At 59.4% G+C, this 23,956-nt stretch carries 21 protein-coding genes and 1 pseudogene; 8 read left to right on the top strand and 14 right to left on the bottom strand.

From position 1 onward, the window contains the following. Positions 1 to 35: 35 nt before the first annotated feature. Positions 36 to 1,268 carry a flavin-dependent monooxygenase gene (locus tag HX898_RS19440; protein WP_180195438.1) on the bottom strand — a complete coding sequence of 411 codons (1,233 nt, stop codon included), beginning with the start codon at positions 1,266 to 1,268 and terminating at the stop codon, positions 36 to 38. A 10-nt stretch (positions 1,269 to 1,278) separates the two neighbouring features. After that, positions 1,279 to 1,818 carry a flavin reductase family protein gene (locus tag HX898_RS19435; protein WP_180195437.1) on the bottom strand — a complete coding sequence of 180 codons (540 nt, stop codon included), beginning with the start codon at positions 1,816 to 1,818 and terminating at the stop codon, positions 1,279 to 1,281. 202 nt (positions 1,819 to 2,020) lie between these two features. On the opposite strand from HX898_RS19435, the gene HX898_RS19430 reads away from it, so the two are divergent. The 4 genes from HX898_RS19430 (at position 2,021) to HX898_RS19415 (ending at position 4,897) form a co-directional block, all read left to right on the top strand. Next, positions 2,021 to 2,473 carry a MarR family transcriptional regulator gene (locus HX898_RS19430; protein ID WP_003562469.1) on the top strand — a complete coding sequence of 151 codons (453 nt, stop codon included), beginning with the start codon at positions 2,021 to 2,023 and terminating at the stop codon, positions 2,471 to 2,473. A gap of 182 nt (positions 2,474 to 2,655) precedes the next feature. Then, positions 2,656 to 3,957, top strand: coding sequence for an aromatic acid/H+ symport family MFS transporter (locus HX898_RS19425; protein ID WP_171597935.1), 1,302 nt, complete (start codon positions 2,656 to 2,658; stop codon positions 3,955 to 3,957). Positions 3,958 to 4,228: 271 nt separating this feature from the next. Beyond that, positions 4,229 to 4,462 carry a BrnA antitoxin family protein gene (locus tag HX898_RS19420; protein ID WP_029871604.1) on the top strand — a complete coding sequence of 78 codons (234 nt, stop codon included), beginning with the start codon at positions 4,229 to 4,231 and terminating at the stop codon, positions 4,460 to 4,462. A gap of 27 nt (positions 4,463 to 4,489) precedes the next feature. Next, on the top strand, positions 4,490 to 4,897 hold the full coding sequence (locus HX898_RS19415) for a hypothetical protein (RefSeq protein WP_171597933.1): 408 nt from the start codon (positions 4,490 to 4,492) through the stop codon (positions 4,895 to 4,897). Between the two features lie 102 nt (positions 4,898 to 4,999). Here HX898_RS19415 and HX898_RS19410 read toward each other — a convergent pair whose 3' ends face one another. From HX898_RS19410 to HX898_RS19385, 6 genes are all read right to left on the bottom strand, one after another. Further along, on the bottom strand, positions 5,000 to 5,899 hold the full coding sequence (locus HX898_RS19410; RefSeq protein ID WP_003550790.1) for a carbohydrate ABC transporter permease: 900 nt from the start codon (positions 5,897 to 5,899) through the stop codon (positions 5,000 to 5,002). Between the two features lie 40 nt (positions 5,900 to 5,939). Continuing rightward, positions 5,940 to 6,872 carry a sugar ABC transporter permease gene (locus HX898_RS19405; RefSeq protein WP_171597931.1) on the bottom strand — a complete coding sequence of 311 codons (933 nt, stop codon included), beginning with the start codon at positions 6,870 to 6,872 and terminating at the stop codon, positions 5,940 to 5,942. An 83-nt stretch (positions 6,873 to 6,955) separates the two neighbouring features. Beyond that, positions 6,956 to 8,260, bottom strand: a complete 1,305-nt coding sequence (locus HX898_RS19400) for an ABC transporter substrate-binding protein (protein ID WP_171597930.1) — start codon at positions 8,258 to 8,260, stop codon at positions 6,956 to 6,958. A gap of 148 nt (positions 8,261 to 8,408) precedes the next feature. Further along, a complete protein-coding gene (gene ugpC, locus HX898_RS19395) occupies positions 8,409 to 9,476 on the bottom strand; it encodes a sn-glycerol-3-phosphate ABC transporter ATP-binding protein UgpC (RefSeq protein WP_138333013.1) in 1,068 nt (355 codons plus the stop codon). 166 nt (positions 9,477 to 9,642) lie between these two features. Then, complete coding sequence (gene denD / locus HX898_RS19390) at positions 9,643 to 10,629, bottom strand: D-erythronate dehydrogenase (RefSeq protein WP_138388947.1); 987 nt, start codon at positions 10,627 to 10,629, stop codon at positions 9,643 to 9,645. Positions 10,630 to 10,650: 21 nt separating this feature from the next. After that, complete coding sequence (locus tag HX898_RS19385) at positions 10,651 to 11,379, bottom strand: FCD domain-containing protein (protein ID WP_180195436.1); 729 nt, start codon at positions 11,377 to 11,379, stop codon at positions 10,651 to 10,653. 309 nt (positions 11,380 to 11,688) lie between these two features. Between HX898_RS19385 and HX898_RS19380 the strand changes: the two are divergent. Together HX898_RS19380 and HX898_RS19375 are read left to right on the top strand one after the other, a co-directional pair. Continuing rightward, a pseudogene (locus HX898_RS19380) lies at positions 11,689 to 11,862 on the top strand (PRC-barrel domain containing protein); the annotation flags it as partial. A gap of 73 nt (positions 11,863 to 11,935) precedes the next feature. Continuing rightward, entirely contained in the window at positions 11,936 to 12,571 is a 636-nt protein-coding gene (locus tag HX898_RS19375) for a hypothetical protein (protein ID WP_138333122.1), read from the top strand. 183 nt (positions 12,572 to 12,754) lie between these two features. Here the strand turns inward: HX898_RS19375 and HX898_RS19370 are convergent, their stop codons facing one another. Further along, positions 12,755 to 13,234, bottom strand: coding sequence for a hypothetical protein (locus tag HX898_RS19370; RefSeq protein WP_138333019.1), 480 nt, complete (start codon positions 13,232 to 13,234; stop codon positions 12,755 to 12,757). A 321-nt stretch (positions 13,235 to 13,555) separates the two neighbouring features. Beyond that, on the bottom strand, positions 13,556 to 14,434 hold the full coding sequence (locus tag HX898_RS19365) for an alpha/beta hydrolase (RefSeq protein ID WP_138333021.1): 879 nt from the start codon (positions 14,432 to 14,434) through the stop codon (positions 13,556 to 13,558). Between the two features lie 213 nt (positions 14,435 to 14,647). Between HX898_RS19365 and HX898_RS19360 the strand changes: the two genes are divergently transcribed. Further along, positions 14,648 to 15,202, top strand: coding sequence for an isoprenylcysteine carboxylmethyltransferase family protein (locus tag HX898_RS19360; protein WP_138333022.1), 555 nt, complete (start codon positions 14,648 to 14,650; stop codon positions 15,200 to 15,202). Positions 15,203 to 15,547: 345 nt separating this feature from the next. Here HX898_RS19360 and ligD read toward each other — a convergent pair whose 3' ends face one another. Continuing rightward, positions 15,548 to 18,193 (bottom strand): DNA ligase D, encoded by a 2,646-nt coding sequence (gene ligD, locus HX898_RS19355; protein WP_180195435.1) that lies wholly within the window; start codon positions 18,191 to 18,193, stop codon positions 15,548 to 15,550. A 177-nt stretch (positions 18,194 to 18,370) separates the two neighbouring features. On the opposite strand from ligD, the gene HX898_RS19350 reads away from it, so the two are divergent. Then, entirely contained in the window at positions 18,371 to 20,137 is a 1,767-nt protein-coding gene (locus HX898_RS19350; protein ID WP_028742472.1) for an SLC13 family permease, read from the top strand. 59 nt (positions 20,138 to 20,196) lie between these two features. Here HX898_RS19350 and HX898_RS19345 read toward each other — a convergent pair whose 3' ends face one another. The 3 genes from HX898_RS19345 to HX898_RS19335 form a co-directional block, all read right to left on the bottom strand. Continuing rightward, positions 20,197 to 21,258: an Ldh family oxidoreductase gene (locus HX898_RS19345; protein WP_180195434.1), complete on the bottom strand. Its 1,062-nt coding sequence runs from the start codon at positions 21,256 to 21,258 to the stop codon at positions 20,197 to 20,199. 70 nt (positions 21,259 to 21,328) lie between these two features. Continuing rightward, the gene (locus HX898_RS19340; RefSeq protein ID WP_012755645.1) at positions 21,329 to 22,849 is read right to left on the bottom strand and encodes an ABC transporter substrate-binding protein; all 1,521 of its coding nucleotides are present in this window, start codon (positions 22,847 to 22,849) and stop codon (positions 21,329 to 21,331) included. Between the two features lie 186 nt (positions 22,850 to 23,035). Further along, the gene (locus HX898_RS19335) at positions 23,036 to 23,941 is read right to left on the bottom strand and encodes a 5-dehydro-4-deoxyglucarate dehydratase (protein ID WP_024321445.1); all 906 of its coding nucleotides are present in this window, start codon (positions 23,939 to 23,941) and stop codon (positions 23,036 to 23,038) included. Between the last annotated feature and the right edge of the window lie 15 nt (positions 23,942 to 23,956).

Here is a 23,956-nt window from a genome sequence, read left to right as displayed (position 1 = left end):
TTCCTGTCTTGAATCGAAATAATGCGGATGACGGATCAGAATTGTCCCTTGGGCGGAAGACCGAGCAGTTGCTGGCCGGCCATGGTGCCGACGGCATCCCAGTTCATGGAAATGTGGCGCCCGACAGCATTTGCATCGCGCCATGCCCGCTGGACGGGGTTGGACATCTGGAGGCCGAGGCCGCCTGTCGATGCATTGAGTGCTTCGACGGCCCGAAGCGCCAGGCTGACCGCAAAGGACTGGCTGCGACGGGCGAGAATCCGATCGTCCTCGGTGATCTCGCCGGTGCCATCCTCGCGGGCCTGGGCTAGTTGCTGCGCCCGGGCAATATCGCGCAGAATGATTTCGCGGGCAGCATCCACGGATGCCGAGGCTTCCGCCACGCGAAGCTGGATCGTCGGAAATTCCGCGATCTTGTTGTTGCCGCCGGCCACGGCACCACGTGTCACACGGGTCCCGATCTGGTCGATATAGCTATCCAGTGCGCCCTTCGCCGCACCGACGGCTGTGCTGCCGAGGCAGAACGGAACCCCCATGAGAAGCGGAATGTTGAAAAGGCCGATACCCTTGTAGCCACGTCCACCCGGCGTTCTGCCGGAGGTCGCATCCGGAAAGCTCAATATGCGGTATTCCGGCACGAAGACATCCTTGAGGATCAGGCTTTTTGAGCCGGTGCCCGCGAGGCCGACCACGTCCCAGGTCTCGGCGATGGTATAGTCGCTGGCGGGAACCAGAAGGAACGCTGGCACAGGACGCTCACCCTCGCCGTTTGGCGGAATGATCGCCGCACAGAGCGCCCATTGGGCATTTTCGCATCCGCTCGCAAAGGCCCAATCGCCGGATAGCCGGAAGCCACTCTCGACGCGTTCCGCCATTCGGACCGGCGCATAGGAACCGCAGAGCAGCGCATCCGGATCGCTGCCCCACACCTCCTGCTGAACCCTTTCATCGAACATGGCGAGGAGCCATTGATGCGCGGAAAGGAGGCCGGCAACCCAGCCGGTGGAGGCGCAGGCCGACGACAGTTCGATATTTGCATCGACGAGCTCGGCAAAGGATCCTTCGTCGCCGCCGAAACGGGCAGGCTTGACGATATCGAAATAGCCGGCGGAGCGCAGCAGATCGATGGAGCGCGCCGGCACACGGCCGGATTTTTCGGTATCGCGCGCGCCGGCACGGATTTCGTCCAGCACCGGGGCGATGCGATCTGCAAGACATGCGGTCTTGACCCGCGCCGAGGCGGGAAACAGGGCGGCTGTATTGTTCATGGAACTACCTTCAGTTCTGGGATGCCGGAAGCGCGTGTTGTGGCGCGCAATATTTCGAATTCTCGTACATCAGCGCGGTCGTGTCGTCGGAATGGCGTGTATCCACCACCTGCCCGATGAAGATCGTGTGCGTTCCATAGGGAACTGCGCCCATACGGCGGCAGACAACCGAGGCATGAGCGGAGCCCAGCACCATCATGCCGCGCTCATGGCGAACCCAATCGGCAGCGTCGAACCGACGCTCAGGCGCAATCTTGCCGCTGAAACCTTCCGATACGGCTGCCTGCCTGTCGGTCAGAATGCTGACTGCGAATTCCGGCACCTCAAGCAGCATGTCATGCAGGTAGGTGCGATTGTTCAGGCAGATGATAAGAGATGGCGGATCCATCGAAAGTGATGTGACGGCGGTGGCCGTCATTCCATGATCCGCACCGTTGCGACAAGCAGAAATGACCGTCACCGTCGCCGGGAAACGGCGCATGGTCGATCGAAACGCATCGCTGATGGGTGCAGGGGCCGGCGCTATGCCGAGGGCAGCAGTGGCAGACATGATTTCCTCCCGTGTCTCCTCGGCATCTAGATTATTGCATTTGCAACTATTGTCAATGCAAGTTTATAAAATTGAGCGGGAAAATGCTTGCCTTACTCAGCCTTTCTCGACGGCTGAAAGCCAATCGTGTTGTCATTCCGGTAATTTAGGTGCATGTCGGAGAGAGCCCTCAGCAAGCGAAATCCCGCCAGCAGACAGAGACATGTACAAACTTACCGATTCCGTTCCGTATCTTCTCAATCGCGCCGGCGTGCGGATAGCCGAGGTATTCGCGCAGAGAATCGCCGAAGACAATCTCAGCGTGGCGATGTACCGGGTTCTGGCCATGCTCAAGGAGCGCCGGGAAAGCACCCTTGGAGATCTCGCCGACGTTGTCTCTGTCGAGATTTCGACGCTTTCGCGCCTCGTCGGCACACTGGCCAAGCGCAAGCTGGTGTCGAGAACACGTCCGGAAGATAATGGCCGTATCGTCATCGTAAGGCTGACCCCGCAGGGAGAGGCGCTGACGGAAAGGCTCATGCCGCTTGCCGTCGAGCTTGAACGCACCGCGGTTCAGGACATGTCGGACGAGGAGGTCGCAGCACTGAAGAAGGCGCTGCGCCGCATGCACAGCAACCTGCCGGCAATGTCCGGAAAGGGAAAAGTTGCGAGCTGAAAAGTTTGCAGTTGCAAATATTTTATTCGCAAGTATTTAATAGCGTGTCATCGTTGTCTTGACATAGCCCGTTTGCGGGTGAGTCTGGCGCTGGGAGGAACCACGCCGGCAACGATCCAGGAGGGTTTGTACACGGATCGACGCGGACCTGCCGCTGGCAGGAGCGTACTTCCTGTACGCAAATGTATGGGGAGGGAAAATTGGCCATACAAGATCTCGCTATTATCAACGAACGCGTTCGCAGCCCGAATATCATCATCGCCCTTTGCGGTCTGCTGATCCTGTTCGACGGCTACGACCTGATCGTTTACGGCGCAGTCGCGCCGGCGTTGCTCGGTGAAGCCAGTTGGGGCCTGACTCCGGGCATGGTCGGACGGGCTGCCTCCATCACCCTGTTCGGTATGCTGCTGGGCGCTCTCGTTGCCGGAACACTTGCTGACAGGATAGGTCGTCGCAAGGTCATCATCGGCAGTCTGCTGAGCTTTTCCGTGATGATGATCGGCAGCGGTCTTGCGCCGAACTTTCTCGCTTTCGAGGGAACACGCTTTCTCGCCGGCCTGGGGCTTGGAGCTCTTTTTCCGACGGTAACCGCTTTGATCATCGAGTTTTCTCCGCCGAAGCGGAAGGCAATGGCCTATTCGATTGCTCTTCTCGGTTACCTGGCCGGCGGCATCATCTCGGGTATCCTCGGAATGCTGCTGATACAGAAATACGGATGGCGCCCACTGATGATTATTGGCGGTGCACCGATCCTGCTTCTGCCTTTCTTCATCCGCCTCATCCCCGAGTCTCCCGAATGGCTGGCAACAAAGAACCGCCAGACCGAAGCCAACCAGATCGCAAACCAGTACGGGCTGCCCAATCCCGTAGCCAGGCCCGTTGCGTCACGCCAGGTGGGCATCCGCTCGCTGTTTTCCGAAGGTCGCCTGCTGCCGACGTTGAACGCATGGGGCATTCACTTCTGTTCGCTTCTGCTCACATTCGGCATGGTCAATTGGCTTCCGACCATCATGAACAAGATGGGCTATGACCTCGGTTCTGCCCTCCTTTTCTCCGTAACGCTCAATCTCGGAGCGGCCGTCGGCCTCCTGATCGGCGCAAGGATTGCCGACCGCGGAAACGTCAAAATAGTCGTGGCAGGCATGTTCCTTCTCGGAGCCTGCTCGATCTGGTTGCTGACGCAAGTGGATCAGGGCCTCCAGGTTTATGGTCTCGTCGCACTTGCCGGTACGGGAACGATCGGCACGCAGATCCTCGCCAACGTTCTCGTTGGAAACCTCTATCCGGTCGAAATCCGTGGAACCGGCCTTGGCTTCTCGCTCGGCATCGGCCGTATCGGCGGCATGATAGGACCGGCCATCGGCGGTGCGGTTCTGGGTGCGGGCCTGGCTCCGCAGTGGAACTTCTACATCTTCGCATCGGTCGGAGTCTTGGGATGTGTCCTCGCGCTCATGACGTTGCTGTATCGCAAAAAGGCTGATTGACGGCCAGATTGTCGGCAGGTCTTACATCCAGAACCTGCCGGCAATGCAAACCTTGTGAAGCTGATTCCCGATCATAGCCGACGGCTTTACGCGGTCACCGAGGCGAAAGACCGGAAGCGCAAGGACAAGTGGTTTCTGCCGCCGCCACGCTGGCGATCGAGCAGGTCGGCTAAATTCCCGTGTCGTAAAACAAGCTAAATAGTCGACGAAGCAGCCGAGATCCCGTATGCCGCTCATATGTCGATCCGACAGGCAATAGAAAGTCATAACGATGGCAAACTCGCCCCGCAGACCTGTCAATCCAATGGATGCTGCCGAAGCGTTGTTCAAACCCGCGAAGAAGAAGGCGGAGCCAGCGGTTGAGCGGCCGACGCTGCCGAATACAAAGGAGCTTGTTTCGCTCAAGATCGACAGCGATGTGCTTTCCTTTTTCCAGGAAGATGGCCCCGGCTGGCAGGATCGGATCAACGATATATTGCGCGCCGCGATGAAGAACAGGCTCTGACCTGTTGCACCATCTTGTCCGCTACGGGTGGTTGTTGTGATACCGAATGCACTGCAGCGGCTTCTCCGCAGCGGCGTTGTCCATGTTCTCTTCGCCTTTTTGGCAATGGGCAGCTGGGCGGTTTTCGCCAATCGCGCGCACGCCATGCCATTGCCGCTCTATGCCGGCCTTGTGCAGGGTACGATATCCGCCTGCCTGACGCTTTTCCTGAAATCTGTGATCGACTGGCTTTCGAAGCGCTTCGTCGGATCTGCGCGATTTTGGGCGCCGCCTCTCATTGCTTGTCTCGGCTCAGCCAGCATTCTCGTGGCAATTCATGCGGTGACCGGCACACCGGAAATACTCAAGACCATCGCACTTCCGCTGCTCGTATCGACGAGCTACGCGGCAATTTACAATTATTCGATCTCGGCACGACGAGGTTTCGATACATGATGGGAAGGCAGCTGATCCCATTTTGCGGACACTCCTCCTCCGGTGCGCGGTAACAAGCAGTCGCAACTGCTGCAGAAGCAGGGGCGTGTCCGCGCTAGACTGTCACTCCTTCACCGCCCCGGTCATCGATGAGACGTAGTAGTCCACGAAGAACGAGTAGAGGATCACCACCGGGAGCGAGCCGAACAATGCGCCCGCCATCAGTGCTCCCCATTCGAAGACGTCGCCGCGCACCAGTTCGGTCAGCACGCCGACCGGGATGGTTTTGTTTTCCGAGGACTGGATGAAAGTCAGCGCATAGATGAATTCGTTCCAGGACAGTGTGAAGGCGAAGATGCCAGCCGAAATCAGCCCTGGTACTGCGAGCGGCAGAATGATCTTGGTGAGAATCTGCCATCTGTTGGCGCCGTCCACCAGCGCGCTTTCCTCTAGCTCGAATGGGATCGAGCGGAAATAGCCCATCAGCAGCCAGGTGCAGAAGGGAATGAGGAAGGTCGGATAGGTGAAGATCAGCGCCAGCCGCGAGTCGTAGATCCCGAGCTTGAAGACGATGAAGGCAAGCGGGATGAAAAGGATCGACGGTGGCACGAGATAGGCGAGGAAGATGACGAGGCCGACCGAACGGGACCCTGTAAAGCGGACCCGCTCGATGGCATAGGCGCCGAAGACTGACGCCACCAACGAGAGGAAGGTGGAGCAGACCGCGACCAGCATCGTGTTCCACAGCCAGCCCGGATAGGATGTCTCAAGGAACAGGTATTTGATGTGATCGAGCGTTGCTCCCACCACCCAGAAGGGGCTGTAGTTGCTGTAGTCGGTCAGCTGATCGTTCGGCTTCACCGCGGTGATCGCCATCCAGTAGAACGGGAAGAGCAGCACGACGACGAAGACGGCCATCGGCAGGTAGAGCATTACGATCCGCCGCGGCAGGCGGTTCAGATAGCTCATGCCTTCGGCATTGTCGGTCACGACCTGATCGGCGGCGTTTGAATTTATCGACATCATCACTCTCCCTAACCCCAATTTGGCTCTAACCCTGGCCTTAATCCTGGCCGCCCTGTTGCCATTTGCGCCGTTGCAGGCCGAAGAAGCTGAACATGATGGCGCCGAGCAGGAAGGGCACCATGGCGACTGCGATGGCCGCACCTTCACCGAGCTGACCGCCTGGAATGCCGCGCTGGAACGATAGCGTCGCCATCAGATGCGTCGCGTTGACCGGTCCACCCTTGGTCAGCACGTAGATGAGCTGGAAATCCGTAAAGGTGAAGAGCACCGAGAAGGTCATCACCACGGCGATGATCGGCGTCAGCATCGGCAGCGTCACATAGCGGAAACGCTGCCAGCTCGTGGCGCCGTCGAGCGAGGCGGCCTCCTGCAGCGACGCCGGAATGGTCTGCAGGCCCGCGAGCAGCGAGATCGCCACGAAGGGAATGCCGCGCCAGACATTGGCGACGATGACGGATATGCGCGCATTGATGGGATCGCCGAGGAAGTTGATCGGCCCGCTGATCAGCCCGAGCTTCATCAGCGACCAGGAGATGATCGAGAACTGGGAATCGTAGATCCACCAGAAGGCCAGCGCCGAAAGCACCGTCGGCACGACCCAGGGAAGCAGTACGATTGCCCGGAAGAAGGACTTGAACGGCAGGTGCTGATTGAGCAGCATCGCCAGCCAGAGGCCGAGCGCGAATTTCAGCACCGAGGCAACGGAGGTATAGAGAATGGTGTTGAAGACCGACAGCCAGAAGACGCTGTCGTCCATCAGGAACTGGTAGTTCTCCAACCCGATGAAGACGCCGTCGCGGCCGATCCTCGTATCGGTGAAGCCGAGCCAGACACCAAGCCCCAGCGGATAGGTCAGAAAGCAGACGAGGAACACCGCCGCCGGCAGCATGAACAGGAAGCCGAGCACATTGTTGTTCTGCAGGAGCGAGGAGATCGGCCCGCGTCTATCCTCCGGATTCACCATCGACATTGCTTATCTCCCAGATTGCACTGAACTCCCAGAGGACTTTGCGGCATGCCGAAGCCGGCATGCCGCTTGTTTTGAAGCGCGGCTCAGACGCGATAGTAGCGGTTTGCCCGCCGTTCAGCTTCCTTCATCGCATCCTCGGGCGACATCTGGCCGGTGACGGCGGCCGCATACATGTCGACCAGAACGTAATCGGCCATGGTCGCTGCCGAGGCATAACCGAGTGGGCCGGCATAGCCGTTCGGACGCAGCTTTTCCGAAGCACGTGCATAAGGCGCGTGGATCGGATCGGATGTCCAGATCGGGTTCTTGGCGAAAGCCTTGAGCGGCTGGCAGCAATAGGCGCTTGAGCCCTGGATCCAGGCATTCATCTGGTCGGCTTCCATCATGAACTTGATGTAGGCCTTCGCCGCCTCCGGATACTTCGTATGCTTGAAGAGAAGCAGTGAGCTCGTCTGGAAAAGCTCGACGCTCTGGCCAACCGGGCCGACGGGGAAATTCGTCGTGCGGATGTCCTTGGCGATCTCGGCGAGCTTCGGGTCGTTCTTGGCCGTGTAATAGACCGAGACGCCGTTGGCGATCAGCGACACCTGGCCCGCGAGGAAGGCGCGGTTGTTGTTGACGTCCTGCCAGCTTTCCGTGCCTGGAATGAAGGTCGCATAGAGCTCCTTGGCGTAGTTGATCGACGCCAGCGTTTCCGGGCTGGTGATCGTCACCTTGCCGCCTTCGTCGACCATCTTGCCGCCATGGCTCCAAAGCAGCCAATGGGCGTAGTTGTTGCCGTCGCCGACGGCCTTGCCGTGCGGGAAGCCGGCCGGCGTGCCCTTGGCTTTCATCGCCTTGCAAAGCTCGAGGAAGCCTGCCGTGTCTTTGGGGAACTCGCTGAAGCCGGCTGCTTTCACGTGAGTGTCGCGATAGACCACCGCATTGCCGATTGCCGCCAGCGGCATGGCGATGAAGGTGTCGCCGCGCGCGGCATAGCCCTTCACACCGTCATACCAGCCGTCATATTTGTTGCCGAGATAGTTGGCGAGTTCGGTCAGGTCGACCAGCTTGTCGGGATACTGGTGAGCGTCATCGAACCAGCACATGATGAGGTCCGGGCCGGAGCCGACATTGGCCGCGACGGCAGCCTTCGGGCGGATATCTTCCCAGCTTTCCTTGTCGATGCGCACCTCGACGCCGGTCGCTTCGGTGAACTTCTTTGTGTTGGCAAGCCATGCCTCCTCGTCGCCCTTGACGAAAGGTGTCCAGCGCAGCAGCCGCAGGCTGGCGCCGCTTTCCGGCGTGTAGGTCGGTTCAGCCTGCGCGAGGGATGGCCGAATGCCGAGGCCAGCGGCGCCGGCAACGGCAGCCGAGGCGGCAAGAAAGTCACGTCTCTTAAACCTCATGATATTCCTCCTCTTCAAAAAAGCGGGCGCGAACTCCCCGCCATTCACCTCCCGCTTGGTGAACGACGGTCCTTGCATCCCCGAAACGGGGTGCTGCCGGCCTGCGGGCGACGGGGGCTCCTCCGCCCCGCGCAGCCGCCGGACGGCGTCAGTCGGTCAATCTCCGGCCGCTCTCGGCATCGAAGAGATGAACATGCGCGGCGTCGATCGCAACGCGCAGGGTCTCGCCCGGCCGCGCGCTGACGCGTTCGCGGAAGACGCAGCTGAGATCGCTGCCGCCGAGCCTGAGAATAAGATGCGTCTCGTAGCCGGTCGGCTCGATCACCACGATTTCACCGGGCAGGCCATTGGCATCGAGCAGGATGTATTCCGGGCGAAGCCCGTAGACGAGGTCGCGCCCCAGGGCGTCGGCAGGCGGATTGGCAACCGGCAGCGCCGTGCCGTCCGGCGCCTTGAAACTTGTCGGGTTTTCGGGGTCGAGCCTGCCCTTGATCATGTTCATCGCCGGCGAGCCGATGAACCCGCCAACGAAGAGATTGGCCGGCTTATCGTAAAGCTCGAGCGGCGTGCCGATCTGCTCGACAACGCCGTCATGCATGACCACGATCTTGTCGGCCATGGTCATGGCCTCGATCTGGTCATGGGTGACGTAGACCGTCGTCGTTTTCAGCCGCTGGTGCAGTTCCTTGATTTCGGCGCGCATGGCGACGCGCAGCTTCGCATCGAGGTTGGATAGCGGTTCGTCGAACAGGAAGACTTCCGGATCGCGGACGATCGCCCGCCCCATGGCGACACGCTGGCGCTGGCCGCCGGAAAGCTGGCGCGGATAGCGGTCGAGCAATTTGTCGAGACCGAGGATGCCGGCGGCATATTTCACCCGCTTCTCGGCTTCCGCCTTCGGCGCCTTGTTCAGCATCAGCGAGAAACCCATGTTCTCCTGTACCGTCATATGCGGATAGAGCGCATAGTTCTGGAACACCATGGCGATGTCGCGGTCCTTGGGCGGCAGCGTGTTGACCACGCGCCCGCCGATCTTGATCTCGCCGCCGGAAATATTCTCAAGTCCCGCCAGCATCCGCAGAAGAGTGGATTTTCCACAACCCGACGGGCCGACCAGGATCACGAACTCCCCGTCGGCAATGTCGATATCCACGCCTTTGATCACCGGAAATGCTCCGAATGATTTCCGCACATCCGCGAATTGAACGCCTGCCATACCCACTCCTCCCAGAAATCGAGCGCTACATGCTATGTATTCGTATTTTCGTATATCTTGCCGGCGGCCCTATCTTCTCAAGTCCTTCTGCCGCCGCAATCCCGCATATGCGGGTGTGCCCGGGCGGTACTCTCCTCCTATGGGGCGGTTTCAGCCCAGCTCAACCTCATCCGGACGCACCCGGAGCGTCTTCGGCGAGGTAGACCTCGATCAACTCGTCCACCGTGGTTTCGGCGACGAAACCCAGTTGCGTCGCGCGTTCGGGCGTAAAGGACTTCGGCCATCCGGCGACGATCCCCTCAATGACCTCGTCGCGGCGACGATCGATCAACTCCGCCGCCTCGGAACCGGCAGCACGCCGCAAGGCGGCAATCTGGTCGGCAACGGTAGCGGCGACGCCCGGCATGGTGAGCGTGCGCCGGACACCCAGCGCCGCCGTGTCGAGCGTCGCAGCATGGATCAGGAACTTGATGGCGGAACGCGGGCTTGCCAACCAGTGCTTGACCGTTTCCTCGACCGGAAGAACGGCCCGCTGGCCTGCAAGCGGTTCACGCAGGATTCCGGAAAAGAATCCCGATGCGGCGGCATTCGGCGCACCCGGCCGGATCACGATGGTCGGCAACCGAATTCCGACGCCGTCGATAAAGCCGCGCCGCGAATAGTCGGCAAGCAGAAGCTCGGAAATCGCCTTCTGGACTCCGTAGCTGGTGAGAGGTGCGAGCACATAATCATCGGGAATCGGATCGGGAAACGGCGAGCCATAGACCGCGATCGACGAGGAGAATACGAACCGGGGAACATAGGCTTGGCGGCTTCCTTCCCGGCGGATCGCTTCCAACAGCAATCGCGTGCCGTCGAGATTGACCTTGTAGCCGAGGTCGAAATTGCGCTCGGCTTCACCGGAAACGATCGCGGCGAGATGGAAGATCACGTCGGCCCGGCGAGCCGCCAGGGCTTCCGCTGCGCCGCTTTCGGAAATATCGGCAGCCAGCGCTTCCGCCGGCACGGAGACGTCGGCGGGCACAGGCGGAGGCGTTACATCCACAAGCGTCATGCGCGTGATTGTATCGCCGCCGAGTGACCCGCTGCGCCCCAGTGTGGCGGCGAGCTTCCGGCCGATCATTCCTCCCGCCCCGATAATGAGAATATGCATCGTGTTTCGCCTCCCTGCGAACTACGAGAAGAGTAACTTGGTCGTCGTATAAATACGGGTTTCGTGGATTGCGAAGGCCGCGGCCGCGGCATCCGGGTCCCGCGTCTCCAAACCAGCGAGGATCAACCGGTGATCGGCGATGCTCGTGGCGATACTCCCGGGCTGCGATACGACGCGCCTTCGCTGGCTCAGAAGATAGGAATAGAGGTCGGCGGCCATATCAGCCAGCACCGCGTTGCCGCTGGAACGGTAGATAGCGGTGTGAAATTCCCGGTCACATATCAAAAAACGAACAGGATCGTCACAGGCGGCCTCCTGCGCTGCGATCGACTTGCGGAGATAATCAAAAGTTGAAGGCTCCATCTTGAGCGCGGCAGCCCTGACGACCTGTGCTTCGATAAGAAGCCGGGCCTCATGAACATTGTCGAGACTGTAGGCCGCGATGTCGCGATACCGCGCAGCCTGGACGGCCAATTCGCCGACGTCCTCCGATGCCACCACCGTGCGCGTTCCGTGCACAACCGAGAGAATCCCATGGGTGGAAAGGATCAGGATCGCCCCACGGACGGTCTCGCGGCTGACCGAGAGTGCGGAGGCGAGCTCCCGTTCGCTGGGCAGCGGGTCGCCGGCTTTGAGGATGCCGGTGGCGATGAAGGTCGCAATCTTCTGGACGACGAAGTCTTTTATCGACTTCTTCGGCGCTCCACCGAGCGCCGCAACGTCGTCTTCGAGCATCGCTCGAACGTCCATTGCTTTTTCCTCCCCACGCTCAGGTCTACTGGTCCGGTAAGTGGACCAGTAGACCTGAGCAAAAGAGGATTGTCAACGGATGATGGCACGCGATCTACCCAACCGTTATTTGGAGCAGTTTTGTGAATGGCAATATCAGCACGCCGAGAAAACCAGCTGATCACAGTGCCGGACGGACTGTAGTCCGATAACGCTCAAGCCACTTTGGAGACTTTCCCGAGGAGCTTGATCGCCTGTTCCAGCGGACGCTTGCCGTCACTGTAATCTTCCCAGGCGGAAGATTTTGACAGCAGGCCGGAACGGTGCGCGGGCGCCGGCGGCTCCGCGGTCATCGACGTCGGAGGCTTTCTGGGTATCGGCGCGAAGCCTGTTGCAGTTCCGATCTTGGATCTTGAGTTCATGCGCGATGAAGACGGCGACGTTCATGCCTTTACGAGCTGGACCAAGGACGAGCTCAAGCAGATGCCCGTGTACCGCGACTGAGCGTAATCATATGATGCCTTCCGTCTTGGCGTAGTCGTTGACGCTGCAGAGCGGAAGGCCCATCTACTCGTACATGGCAAAACCCAAGACCACCGACGATGCGGAGCTGATCAAGGAGTGGCCCCTATCGACCGCAGCCACGCTCGGATCATCCGTTCGCGCGAAGGGGATTCTGCTGGAAATTCGCGCACGTCTGCCTTTAGCGGTGAGAAAGTCGCTCGAAATCGAGTCGGGTGCTCTGACATTGGCGATGGCTGAAACGGCGAAGAGTGCGTTCCGTGCTGCTTCGTCGGTCGTTTCCAACGCGCTCGAAGACATCGAAAGCCTGCCTGTGATCCCCCGTGAAATCCAGGATATCCTGACGATCTCTACTACCGAGAGACATCGCTGGCTCAGCGACGGGCGCTTGCCCAGTGCAGGAACCCGCACGGTGAAGCTGCGTGGGCGGGCGAGGAAAATTACCTTCCACGTATTCGACCCGCGCGTGGTGGAGGACATCCTCGACCGAGACCTGGTGACAGTCTGGCGCGAAGAGGATGCTGAAGCTACGGCCGAGAAACGACGACGGGCAGCCTTGAAAGCGAAGTTGACGCGTTCGCTGAAGACCACGGCCAAGACCCCTTCGAAACCTGATGCCGACCCCGACGATGCGTCACGTTCGAAACCTCTCGGCTGGGAAGAGTTCAGTCGCGATGGGTTGCTCCGCTAAGGCGGCGAAACCTCTGCAACGCAGTCTTCGATCCCTTCCCAATAGTCGCCGAAGGCATTTCGGCGACCGGGCACACAATGCGTGACTCCATCCCTCGTCTCACCGATGTCCTTTGTCCTAAGGCTGGAGACAGTTTTTGGCGGCGTCAATCCGCAACTCTGTCTAACGGTGTCGATCCGCTGATCAATTCTCGCAAAGCTTGGCCAAGTTCTTCTCCAGACTTCGCCGGAGGGCGCCAGAGATTTCAGTCTCAAGTCCTTTGACGATGTCGCCGAACCGGCCACCGGTCTTCACGATCTCGATGGAGGTCTTGGTCATCTTGCAGGTCGTAAGGTCGACCTTCAGCCGAACCTCAGCGGTCGCTGAAAACCCTCCTTCTACCAGCGCTTCGTCCGAGGTCTTGCAAGCAAGCGTGCCGCGGGCGCTCGCCTCCGCGGTGTTGCCATTCACCGACAATTGCAGGTTTTCGATCTTCACGGAATCGAGCTTGTCGACGCCTACTTCCACGCTGATGCCGAAGCTCGATACCTTGGTCTTCAACGACCTGCATGGCTGCGCATCTCCGATGGCCCTCTCCAGGGCATTCGGTGCCTGTGCGTTGGCGAAGGAGCATGGCTGGAGGAGAAAGACTCCTGCAGCTAGCAGGCCTAAACAATTCCGCATCGCTCTCCCATCTCCCTGGATTTCATGCAGGTGCCTCTGAATGATAGGGCGGGATCGGTCTGCGGGAAAGGCAATGACGGTTGCCCGACCATGACCGTCGCACAATGAACTTAGACGTCAAATATTGTCTAACGACCGATGGAAACTACGTCGTTTGCAGTACGAGCTCGTGGCCGCGGCGAATGGCGAGCCACATCCCTCGCATTCAGATCCGATTATCTGCCCTGAAAGATCCTGTGTCGTCTTTCGAGCCACTCGTCGATCTTCCCGCGACTGTTTCGGAAACTGTAAGCACAGGAACCGCATCTCTGCGGATCGCTCTTAGAACACTGATCTGTTCGAAAGAAAGTGATGATCTTTCAGACCGGTATTGGCTTCATGAGCGGCGACTGTGTTCAGGAACCGGTCGAGCATCGAGTTGAAGCTCTCCGGCTTTTCCCAGAAAGGCGCGTGACCAGCACCTTCCACTACATGCGCTTTGCCTTCGAAGAGCAACTGGATGTTCAGGCCCGAAAAATAGCTGAGTTTGACAAAGGGGTCATAAAATCCATTCACAAAAGCAATGGGTATATCTGCCTGTTCGACGGTGCGGCGCTGATCCACCCCCTGCCCCCGCAACATTGCGCGAGAAAAAACGCTCCTTAGTCTCCCGTCTGCGCGCGCTATAGCATCGCGAAAGGAGGGGTTGCTCGTGTCTCCAAAGCAAAGAGACTGAAACCGCTCCACGTCACGCGACGTAAAGTTCTCTTTTGATGCCAGAAGAACATCAAATGATGGATGGAATCCCCGCAGCATTCCGAGGAGACCGCTGGGGACCGGTGGCGTGCCGCACAACATCAGGCCCGAAATGCCGTTGCCGCTGCCCGCCATCTCAATCGCGACGTGACCGCCAAGCGACCATCCGAGCACGGGAAAGCGATGAAGCCCCAGGCGGGCTGCCACCTCTCCTATGCAGTCGGCAAGACCGGTGACAGTGTAAGTTGACTGCGGATCTCGAGCGTCGCTCGATTCGCCATGTCCCGGAAGATCGAGCGCAATCAGACGCCAATTCCGGGACAAATGGCTGTGTAGTTGCCGTGAAAAGACCGTCCGTGAGCTGCCGGAACCGTGTATCATAACCAGTGGTGCAGCGCCATCGATAGTGTCACTGATGCGTACAGCGCCGTGGCTGGTGTCGATTGTACAGTGAAATACGTCCATAAGCTGCGACCCCTAAAGCGCAGCCAAAATCTTGCACAAAAATATCTACGGCAGGTGCATGATCATCGTAAACCAGATCTAAACCAGGCCGTGCAATCACGACACGTTTCGGTGCGGTTACGTATCATACATCAATCATTTGCCTTGGCGTTTTATACGGGTTAGGTCTGTCGCAGCAGCAATTGTAACCAACCTTTCAAGCTGGGTATCGAGATGCAATTTCTTCTGGACTTCATTATTTCGATCACCAGCCTGACTATCGTCGGGTCCTACGCGTGGTCGTTGCGAGGCCACTTCAACTCACCGAAGATGGAAGCCGGAGCAAAGCTGATCACCGTCGGCGTCATCGCGACGACGGCGTTTTTCCTGTACCTGGTTTGGTCCGAGACGCAGATGCTATGGGTACAGGTAGTAGGACTGGGATTTGAAATCGGGTCGGCGGGCTTGTTCTGGTGGGCGGTGTCGGCGTCGCGAGAGGCCAGGTTGCGCTTTGTGTTCACCCTCGATCATCCAGATAGTCTTGTCACCGACGGTCCCTATCGCTACCTGCGGCACCCTTTTTACACGTCCTACCTGCTCTTCTGGTCGGGGTGGGCGCTGGCATCTTGGTCGATATGGTCGATCCTGCCGGTCTTATTTTTTACGGTTGTCTACGTGATTGCAGCCCGCAATGAGGAGAGGAAGTTCTCCCTATCACCGCTGGCATCCGAATATGAAGCCTATCGGCGCAAGACGGGCTTGCTGACACCGTGGTTCGATTGGCGGTAAACCCGCCTCCGAGGGAGGGTACGCATGGTGGAACCGCGTCAGACGCGATGAAGTAGTACCACGAGGCAGCGGCCCGATAGGCGACTGACCTCTCGACGATGCGATACAGCAATCAGCGTCGAAAGCCTCCGATCGATGGACTTTTCGGACTGCTCCACGGAAACTGTCGATCGTGGCCAGGCGAGTGTCGTTGCCTGCAACAAATCCAACTTCAACACCACGGCATTAATCCGACGCCTGGCCCGGCTGTCGCCACGGTGGATCGCCGGGCGGGACCCGAACTCCCAAAGCAATTCCGGTTTGGGCTAACTATCACCTCGAACCGGTCCGCGGTAAGCCCCTCAATCAAGCCGTCACCCGAGCCTTGGCAAGGCGCTTGATCGCCTGTTCCAGTGGCCGTTGGCCGTCGCAATAGTCTTCCCAGGCCGACGATTTCGCCAGAAGCGCAGGAACGGTGCGGATGGTGAAGCGCTTGGGGTCCAGATCTGATTTGACCTGCGTCCAGCTGAGCGGCATTGAGACGGTGGCTCCCGATCGGGCGCGCGGCGACAAAGGTGCAACCGCCGTCGCCATGCGGTCATTGCGCAGATAGTCGAGGAAGATCCGGCCGTTCCGCAGGCTCTTCGTCATCTTGATGAGATAGAGATCGGGATTGTCGCGCGCCATCTGCTGGCAGACATCGTGCGCAAAACCCTTCGCTTCGGCCCACGAAAGCGGCTTGCGCTTGTTGACCGCAAGCGGAGTGACGACGTGCAGACCCTTGCCGCCAGTCGTCTTGCAAAAGCTGATCAGACCCAGCGCGTCGAGACGGTCCCGCATTTCGCGGGCTGCCGAAACGACCGCGGAGAATGGCACGTCCGGACCTGGATCAAGGTCGAAGACGAGCCGGCCGGGCACCTCAGGCTGACGCGGTTCGCAATTCCAGGGATGCAGCTCGACGGCGCCGATCTGCGCGACGGCAGCCAAGCCTTCGACCCGGTCGATTTGCAGGTAGGGCTTTTTATCGCCGAAGACCTTGACCAGTTCGAGAAGGTTCGAGGTGCCGGGCATCGCATGACGCTGAAAAAACTGCTCGCCGCCGATCCCGTCGGGCGTACGGATGATCGAACATGGCCGTCCCTTGATGTGCTCGATCAGCCAGGAGCCGACGGCTTCGTAATAGCGGGCCAGTTCCTCCTTGGTGACGGGTTTGCGGTCATTGGCATCCGGCCATAGCGGCTTGTCCGGGTTGGAGATCAGCACCCCCATGACCTCGGCCTTGGCGCTTTTTCGGCGGACGGGTTTGGCCTTCGCCTCCACCGCCGGCTGCGGCACGTCAGTTTGCGAGGGCTTTGCCGGCCGTTCGGCCTTGACCTCTTTGGCCGGCTTGTCTTCCCGCAGTCCCTTGAAGGCCGCCTGCCGGACAATGCCGTCGGCGGTCCAGCCCGCGAATTCGATTTCCGCCACGAGCTCGGGCTTCAGCCAGGTGACCTCGGCCTCCTTCTTCGGCGCACCAATGCCGGTGAATGGTGATTTTGCCGTCTCGAGCGCTTTCAACTTCGGCAGCAGCGTTTCCACTTTCTTTACGCCATATCCCGTACCGACGCGGCCGACATAGACGAAGTGGTCACCGTGATAGACGCCGACCAGCAGGGATCGGAACTTCCCGTTGGTCTTGGCATAAGCGCCGATCACCACCTCGTGGCCGGCGCGGCATTTCGACTTCGCCCAGCTTTCGGTACGGCCGGATTGATAGGGTGCATCCGCCTCTTTCGAGACGATGCCTTCCAGTGAGAGTTTGCAGGCAGACCGGAGAACTGCATCACCGCCGGTGTCGAAATGCTCGACGAAGCGGATGCGCGGATCATTGCCGGCGTCGGAGAGAAGGCTTTGAAGCCGCGTCTTGCGCTCGATGAGCGGCAGAGATCGCAAGTCCTCGCCACCCTCATAGAGAAGATCGAAGGCGAAATAGACGAGCTCGCCGGTCTTGCCTTCCGAAAGGGCCGCCTGCAGGGCAGCGAAATCAGGAACGCCATTATCGTCCAGGGCGCAGATCTCGCCGTCGATGATCGCATCGGGCAGCGTCGATGCCGCCTCGGCGATCTCGGGATATTTTGCCGTCCAGTCGAGTCCTTTCCTGGTCTTCAGCGTCGCCTCGCTATCCAGCACTCGCATCTGGATCCGGTAACCGTCGAACTTGATCTCGTGAAGCCAGCCGGTGCCGGCCGGAGGGCGTTCCAGTGTCCGGCAGAGCTGCGGCGCAATGAAATCCGGCAGATCGACCTTTGTGACTGGTTTCGATTTCCGACCGCCTCCGACGTTCTCTTTTCGCTCTTCGGCAGCCAGTCCGTGGTTGCTGTCCCAGACGGCATCAGCCTGAACGTCGCCATCCTCGATCATGAAAGGCTTGGGCTTTCGTCCCTTGCCGGCGGCAATCATCTCCATGGTTCGGCCGGAGGCCACAGAGGTGTTGTTCTCCTCGAGGATCGCTTCGCCATTGTTTTCGACGGAGAACTCATCATGGTGTTTGATGAGCAGCCAATTTGTCCGGTTGCCGTCGTTGCGATCATTGCGCATGCGCACCAGCACGAAGCTGCCGTGCAGGCGTTTGCCTTCCAAGGTGAACTTGAAGTCACCCTTGGCGAGTGCCTGCTCGGGGCTCTTATTTCCTTCCGGTTCCCAATAGCCCCGATCCCAGAGCATGACCGTCCCGCCGCCATACTGACCTTTAGGAATAGTGCCTTCGAAGTCGCCATAGTCGAGCGGATGATCCTCGACCTCAACTGCCAGCCGCTTGTCGTGCGGGTCGTGAGACGGGCCTTTGGTGACCGCCCAGGATTTGAAGACGCCATCCAACTCGAGCCGCAGATCGTAGTGCAGCCGGGTGGCATCATGTTTCTGGATCACGAAGCGACGGCGATTGCTGCGCGCGAGGCGTTTTTCGCCGCTTGGCTCATCCGTTTTTTTAAAGTCGCGCTTCGACCGATAGGTCGATAGTTTGTCACTGGCCATGGTCGTTCCCGAAAGCAACCCCGACAGCGAAATGCCGCCTGGCGGCTGGAAGTTCCATCAGAGTACTCCTCCAGCCGTCAGCGGACAAAACGGCTGGGATAGACGAGAAAAAATTTCACCACCTTGTCGCATCGTTCTCTTGCTTGAAACGTTAATTGCCACCACCGGGATGCAAACATGCGCGCTGATCAATGGCTTTCTCTTCTCATCATCGCGCTGATGATGGGCGCGTTCCTGTGGGGGCGTTATCGATACGATATAGTCGCCGTAAGCTCCCTTCTCGCTGCAATCATTGTCGGCATCGTCCCTGCCAAAAATGCTTTTTCCGGCTTTTCCGATGACATTGTTATCATCGTTGGCAGCGCGCTCATCGTCAGTGCGGCGATATCCAGATCGGGGATTATGGATGTCGCCTTGCGCAGATTTTCTCCCGAACGACGCGGGCCACGGATGCAGCTGATCATTCTGGTTGCCATTGTCGCAGCCCTGTCGGCTTTCATTAAAAACATTGGTGCGCTGGCGATCATGATCCCGGTCGCTGTGCAAATGGCCCGGAAATCACGCGTATCACCGTCGATGTTCCTGATGCCGATGTCTTTCGCCTCTCTGCTCGGAGGGCTTATGACGCAGATCGGCACATCGCCAAACATCATCGTTTCCCGGGTGCGCGAGGAGATCACCGGGCAGCCGTTCATGATGTTTGACTATACGCCTGTCGGCCTGGCGCTCTCGGTCGCCGGCGTTGTCTTTCTGGCGCTGTTCTACAAGCTGCTGCCTGAAAGATCACGGGTCGAAACGTCGATGGATGAGGCGGTGGCGATCAAAAACTACACGACCGAGGCCAAGGTCACCACGCCATCAGGGGCAATCGGGCGGTCCGTCAGCTGGCTACAGAAGCCGGCGGGCGGCGATGCGATGGTGACTGCGATTATCGGTGGCAACGGCCAAAGACGAACGCCCCTTCCCGACACGGTGCTTAAGGATGGCGACCTTCTTATTATAGAGGGGGAGCAGAGCGCCCTCGACAAGATCGTCAGTGAAGCCAAGCTTCAACTGTCCGACCGTAAACACGAGCCTGAGACACGCCAAGACATCAGTTCTGTTGAAGCTATCGTTGGCGAACATTCCCGATTGATCGGCGTCAGCGCAAAAGACGTTTCTCTCTTCCACAATACCGGGCTCAACCTTCTTGCCGTCAGCCGCCGCGACAGGCGCTTCACCGAGCGCCTGGGCGAGATCAAGATCCGCAATGGCGACGTCGTGGTCTTACAGGGCGACTTGCAGAAACTACCGGATCTTCTACGCGAATGGGGATGTTTGCCGCTGGTCGAACGAGATATGAAGCTCGGCAACGCCCGCAATGGCATGATCCCCGTCATTATACTGATGGCAACGATGGGGGCGACAGCTTTCGGGGGCATTCCCGTCGCGACAGCGTTTTTCGCCGCCGCTTTTCTGATGGTGGTCACCGGATCCGTTCCTTTGCGGGAAGTTTATCAGCATCTCGATGCGCCCATTCTGATCATGCTGGCCGCTCTCATTCCGATCAGCGACTCGCTCAGGACCACAGGAACCACCGACATCATCGCGGACCTCCTCTCGCGAACCGCCGAAATGCTCCCGCCCTTCGGTGCCTTGGCTCTGATCCTGGTTGCGGCCATGGCCGTAACCCCGTTTTTGAACAACGCAGCGACGGTTCTGGTCATGGCCCCGATCGCCGCGACCTTTGCCGAGAAGCTGGGCTTCAGGCCCGATGCCTTTCTGATGGCGGTGGCAATTGGAGCCGGCTGCGACTTCCTCACGCCCATCGGACACCAATGCAACACGCTCGTGATGGGACCGGGCGGATATCGATTTGGTGACTACGCCCGACTGGGTCTGCCGCTCTCGCTCATTGTGGTGATCGTCAGTGTGCCGATCCTGTTGCTGGTTTGGCCGATTTGATTACAACTGACACCGGGCATTGCGGCGACCGACAAGAAGGTTTGAAGCAGATGTGTTCCTCACGCGGCGACGTCGGGAATAGGCAAGCCTAGGATCTCGGCATGTTTGCAAAGCTTCGCCCAAGTTGCATCGCCGACCGGCACGCCCTCTTCCAACGCCGCGCGGCGCCTTCGCGCCGCATTGTCGCCCGGCATGCGAACGGGGCCATTGTTCCAGGGCGCCGGAGGATTGCTGCGGCATGCAGCGGCGAGAAAATCAGACTGCGCCGTAAAGGCGTCCAGCCCGGCGAAAAAGGCGGGATCGATGACCTGAAGGAAAGCGCTTTGCGAAAACACACCGGACGGCGTGTTGGCCCGTCCTTTGCCGGAAAGCCCCTGCCCCAGCAATTCGACGATCAGCCCGAGCCCAAAACCCTTGTGTCCCTTCAGCTGACCGCCAAGAGGCATCATTGTCCCGCCCCGTTCCGTCACCTCGCGCGGATCATCGGTCGGCTCGCCTGCGGCGGTGAAAGCCCAGGCCTCAGGAAATTTCTTGCCGGCCTTCGCCAGGTTTTGCGTCATGGTCGTGGTAGTGATCGAGGCCGAGACGTCGACCAGGATCGGATCCGCAGATGTCGGGAATCCGGCCGCCATCGGGTTGGGCGTCAGAAGCGGCTTTGTGCCGCCATAGGGCGCAACGCGGCTCGCCGCGGGATGCGAGACCGACAGCTGTACGATGAGGCCCCGTTCGGTCACCTGCCGCATGAAGGCTGAAAGCGCGCAGGTATGGTGGCAGTTGCGGATCGCGGCGGTGACGACGCCATGATCGCCGACCCGTTCGCAGGCCTGCTCGATCGCCTTTGTCAGCAGCCATGCGCCCGGCAGGGATTTGCCGTCCCAAACAAAGGCTGCGCCGCGGTCATTGACGACCTCATAGCTGCCGGACTTTGCCAGCGAGCCGTCTTCCAACGCCTCGACATACCAGTTCAAAAGACTGACGCCATGGGTTTCGTGGCCGATCATGTCGCCTTCCACCAGGACGGTGGCAGTCGTTTCGGCCTTGTCGGCCTCCATGCCGGCGCGGGTCAATATCTGCTTTGCGAATTGAGTCAGGGCAATGCGTTCAATCAGGGGCATCGGCATTTCTCCCTCACGTCATGGAAAGCACGGGCCGCTGTTCGCGGCGGCCCGTGGTTAAGTGCAGCATACCGGCTTACTTGAAGCGGATCTGCGACAGCTGCAGTTCGGAATTCGTCGCGATCGTCGGCTTGAAGTCGAGACGCGGCGAGACGCGGGTGAAACCGACCATGTGAAACATCGGGATGTCGGCGATGATTTCGGTGTTCACCTTGGCGAAAAGCTCCTTCCAGAGTTTTGTGCGCTCGTCGCCGGTGGCAGACGTCGCCTTGGCGATCAGCGCGTCGACGGCGGGATCGCGAACCATGGAGTGGGAACCGTCGGTCGCGTATTTCACGAATGCGGTGAAGACGGGGTCGCCGGTCGCGTTGTCGTGCTGCGATTGGGTCAGCGTCGGACCAGAATCGGCGACAAAGGGTGCAACGAAGTAGCCGTTCCACACGGACACGTCATACATGTCGAGCTTTACGTTCAAGCCGACTTCCTGAAGCATCGCCATCATCGCTTCCATCGCTTCGGTGGCATTGGGATATTGCCCATTGCGACCGATGATGCGGATCTCACGATCGACCGGGACGCCGTCCGCTTTCGCTGCTGCGACCAGTTCCTTTGCTTTTTCGGGATCATAGGGCCAAGCGGGGATATCGGCATTGTAGCCGATCGTGGTCGGCACGACGAGCTGTGTCGCGATCTTCGCCTGTTCGGGGAACAACGTTCCGAGCATCGCCTGACGATCGATAGCGAGGTTCATCGCTTCGCGGATGCGCCGGTCGTTAAGGGGTGCTGCGCGCGTATCGATGCGCAGCGATGTCGTCTCCGAATTCGGGTAGGCGAAATCGGTTTCCTTGTTGGTGGCATCCTGTACGGATACCGCCGGAACGATATCGGCTTCGCCGGCATCGACCATGGCGGCAGCAACGGCGCTGTCGGAGCGGAACAGATAGGTCGCCTGTTCCACCTGGGGTTTCTCCCCCCAATATTCCGGATTGCGTTTCAGCACGATTGACTGGCCGATTTCCCATTTGTCGAACGTATAAGGGCCGGTGCCAATCGGCTTGCGGGTGAATTCGTCGGCTGGTGTCGCCTCGGCCGATTCCACAGCCATCACCGTCATCAGAAGCGGAAGAATCGGCTGCGCCGGTTTTGTCGTAATCCGGATCGTGTTGGCATCGGGCGTTTCGAAGCTGAACTCCGTGCCGCCGAAATATTTGCCGCCGGTCTCACAGCTGAGCTTCTTATTCTTGTTGCGCTCGATGGTGAATTGGACATCCTTGGCGGTGAACGGCTTGCCATCGTGCCATTTGACATTCGGACGCAGCTTAAACTCCCAGGTGTCGTCATCGATCTTCGACCATTCCGTCGCCAGGCGGGGCTTGAGGCCGCCATTGACGTAGTCGAATTCCACCAGCATCTCGTTGACGTTTTCGGAAATGACCCGGCCGACGTCCTGGCGCGCTGCCATACAGGGTTCGACGACATCGACGGTTTCGGCAAGCACAACAGTGACGTTGCTCTTGGCATCCTGAGCGTGCGCCGTACCGCCGCTCAGCGCGAGCACCGTTGTTGAAAAGCAGGCAGCTAACAAATGCAGTTTCATTTCGTTCTCCTCCCATGCGCCTTTGGCGCTCCTCACAGTGAATCTGCGTCCCGTTTCCGGTGCTCCGGCATCCATCTCCTCATGGTTTTACAAAGCACAAGTGCACTAATATACTAGTTAACGACGACCTTCAACTCAGGCGCTCCGAAGCACGGAGCCCTCAACCGTGTCTGGAACCCTTCATTTTTACCGGGCAGAGGCAATCAGTTCGCGCATCATCTCGACTTCCTCGTCGGTGAGATCCGTCAGCGGCGCCCGCACCGGTCCCGCCTCAAAGCCGCGCAAGCGCACGCCTGCCTTGACCGCGGATACCGCATAACCGGCTTTGCGATCGCGAATACGGGCAAAGGGATAGTAGAAATCGCGCAGCATCTGTTCACAGGCTGCGTCGTCACCGGCAAGGAATGCCTTGTGGAATTTCAATGCCGTTTCAGGCACGAAATTGAAGACTGCGGAGGAATAGGTCGGCATGCCGGCTCCGCGATAGGCCTGGGCAAACAGTTCGTGTGTCGGCATGCCGCCGATATAGGAAAGGCGGTCGCCGAGCGCGATCGTGACACGGCGCACCGTATCGATGTCACCGGTTCCATCCTTGAAGCCGATCAGATTCGGGCATTCGTCGGCAAGCTGAGCAAGCTGCTCGGCCGAAACCCGCGCCTGGCCACGATTATAAACGATAACGCCCATATTGGTGGCCTTGCAAACGGCCCGTACACGCGCGGCAATGCCATCGGCCGGCGCCTCGGTCAGGTAATGCGGCAGCAGAAGAATGCCGTCGCCACCGGCCGCCTCGATCTCGCGCGCCATGTCGCAGGCAATACGCGTGCCGTAGCCGCATCCGGCAATAACAGGTGCATCGCCGGACACGGCGCGGGCGGCCTTTACCACCTCAACCACCTCACCCGGCGTCAGCGAGAACAGCTCACCGGTGCCGCCGGCAACGATCAGGCCGGCAACGGGGTAGGATGACAGCCATTCCAGATGCGCTGAAAACGGCTTGGCGGCAAACCGGTCCTCGGCATCGAAAGGAGTGACGGGAAAAGACAGCAGGCCGTTGCGAATGATCTCGCGAAGTTCCGTCGGGGCAATCAATTTGGCACTCCTCGG

This window comes from Rhizobium sp. WYCCWR 11128 (assembly GCF_013416305.1).
In the GTDB taxonomy this organism is placed as follows: Bacteria; Pseudomonadota; Alphaproteobacteria; order Rhizobiales; family Rhizobiaceae; genus Rhizobium; species Rhizobium indicum.
This window is presented reverse-complemented; position numbering and strand designations above follow the sequence as displayed.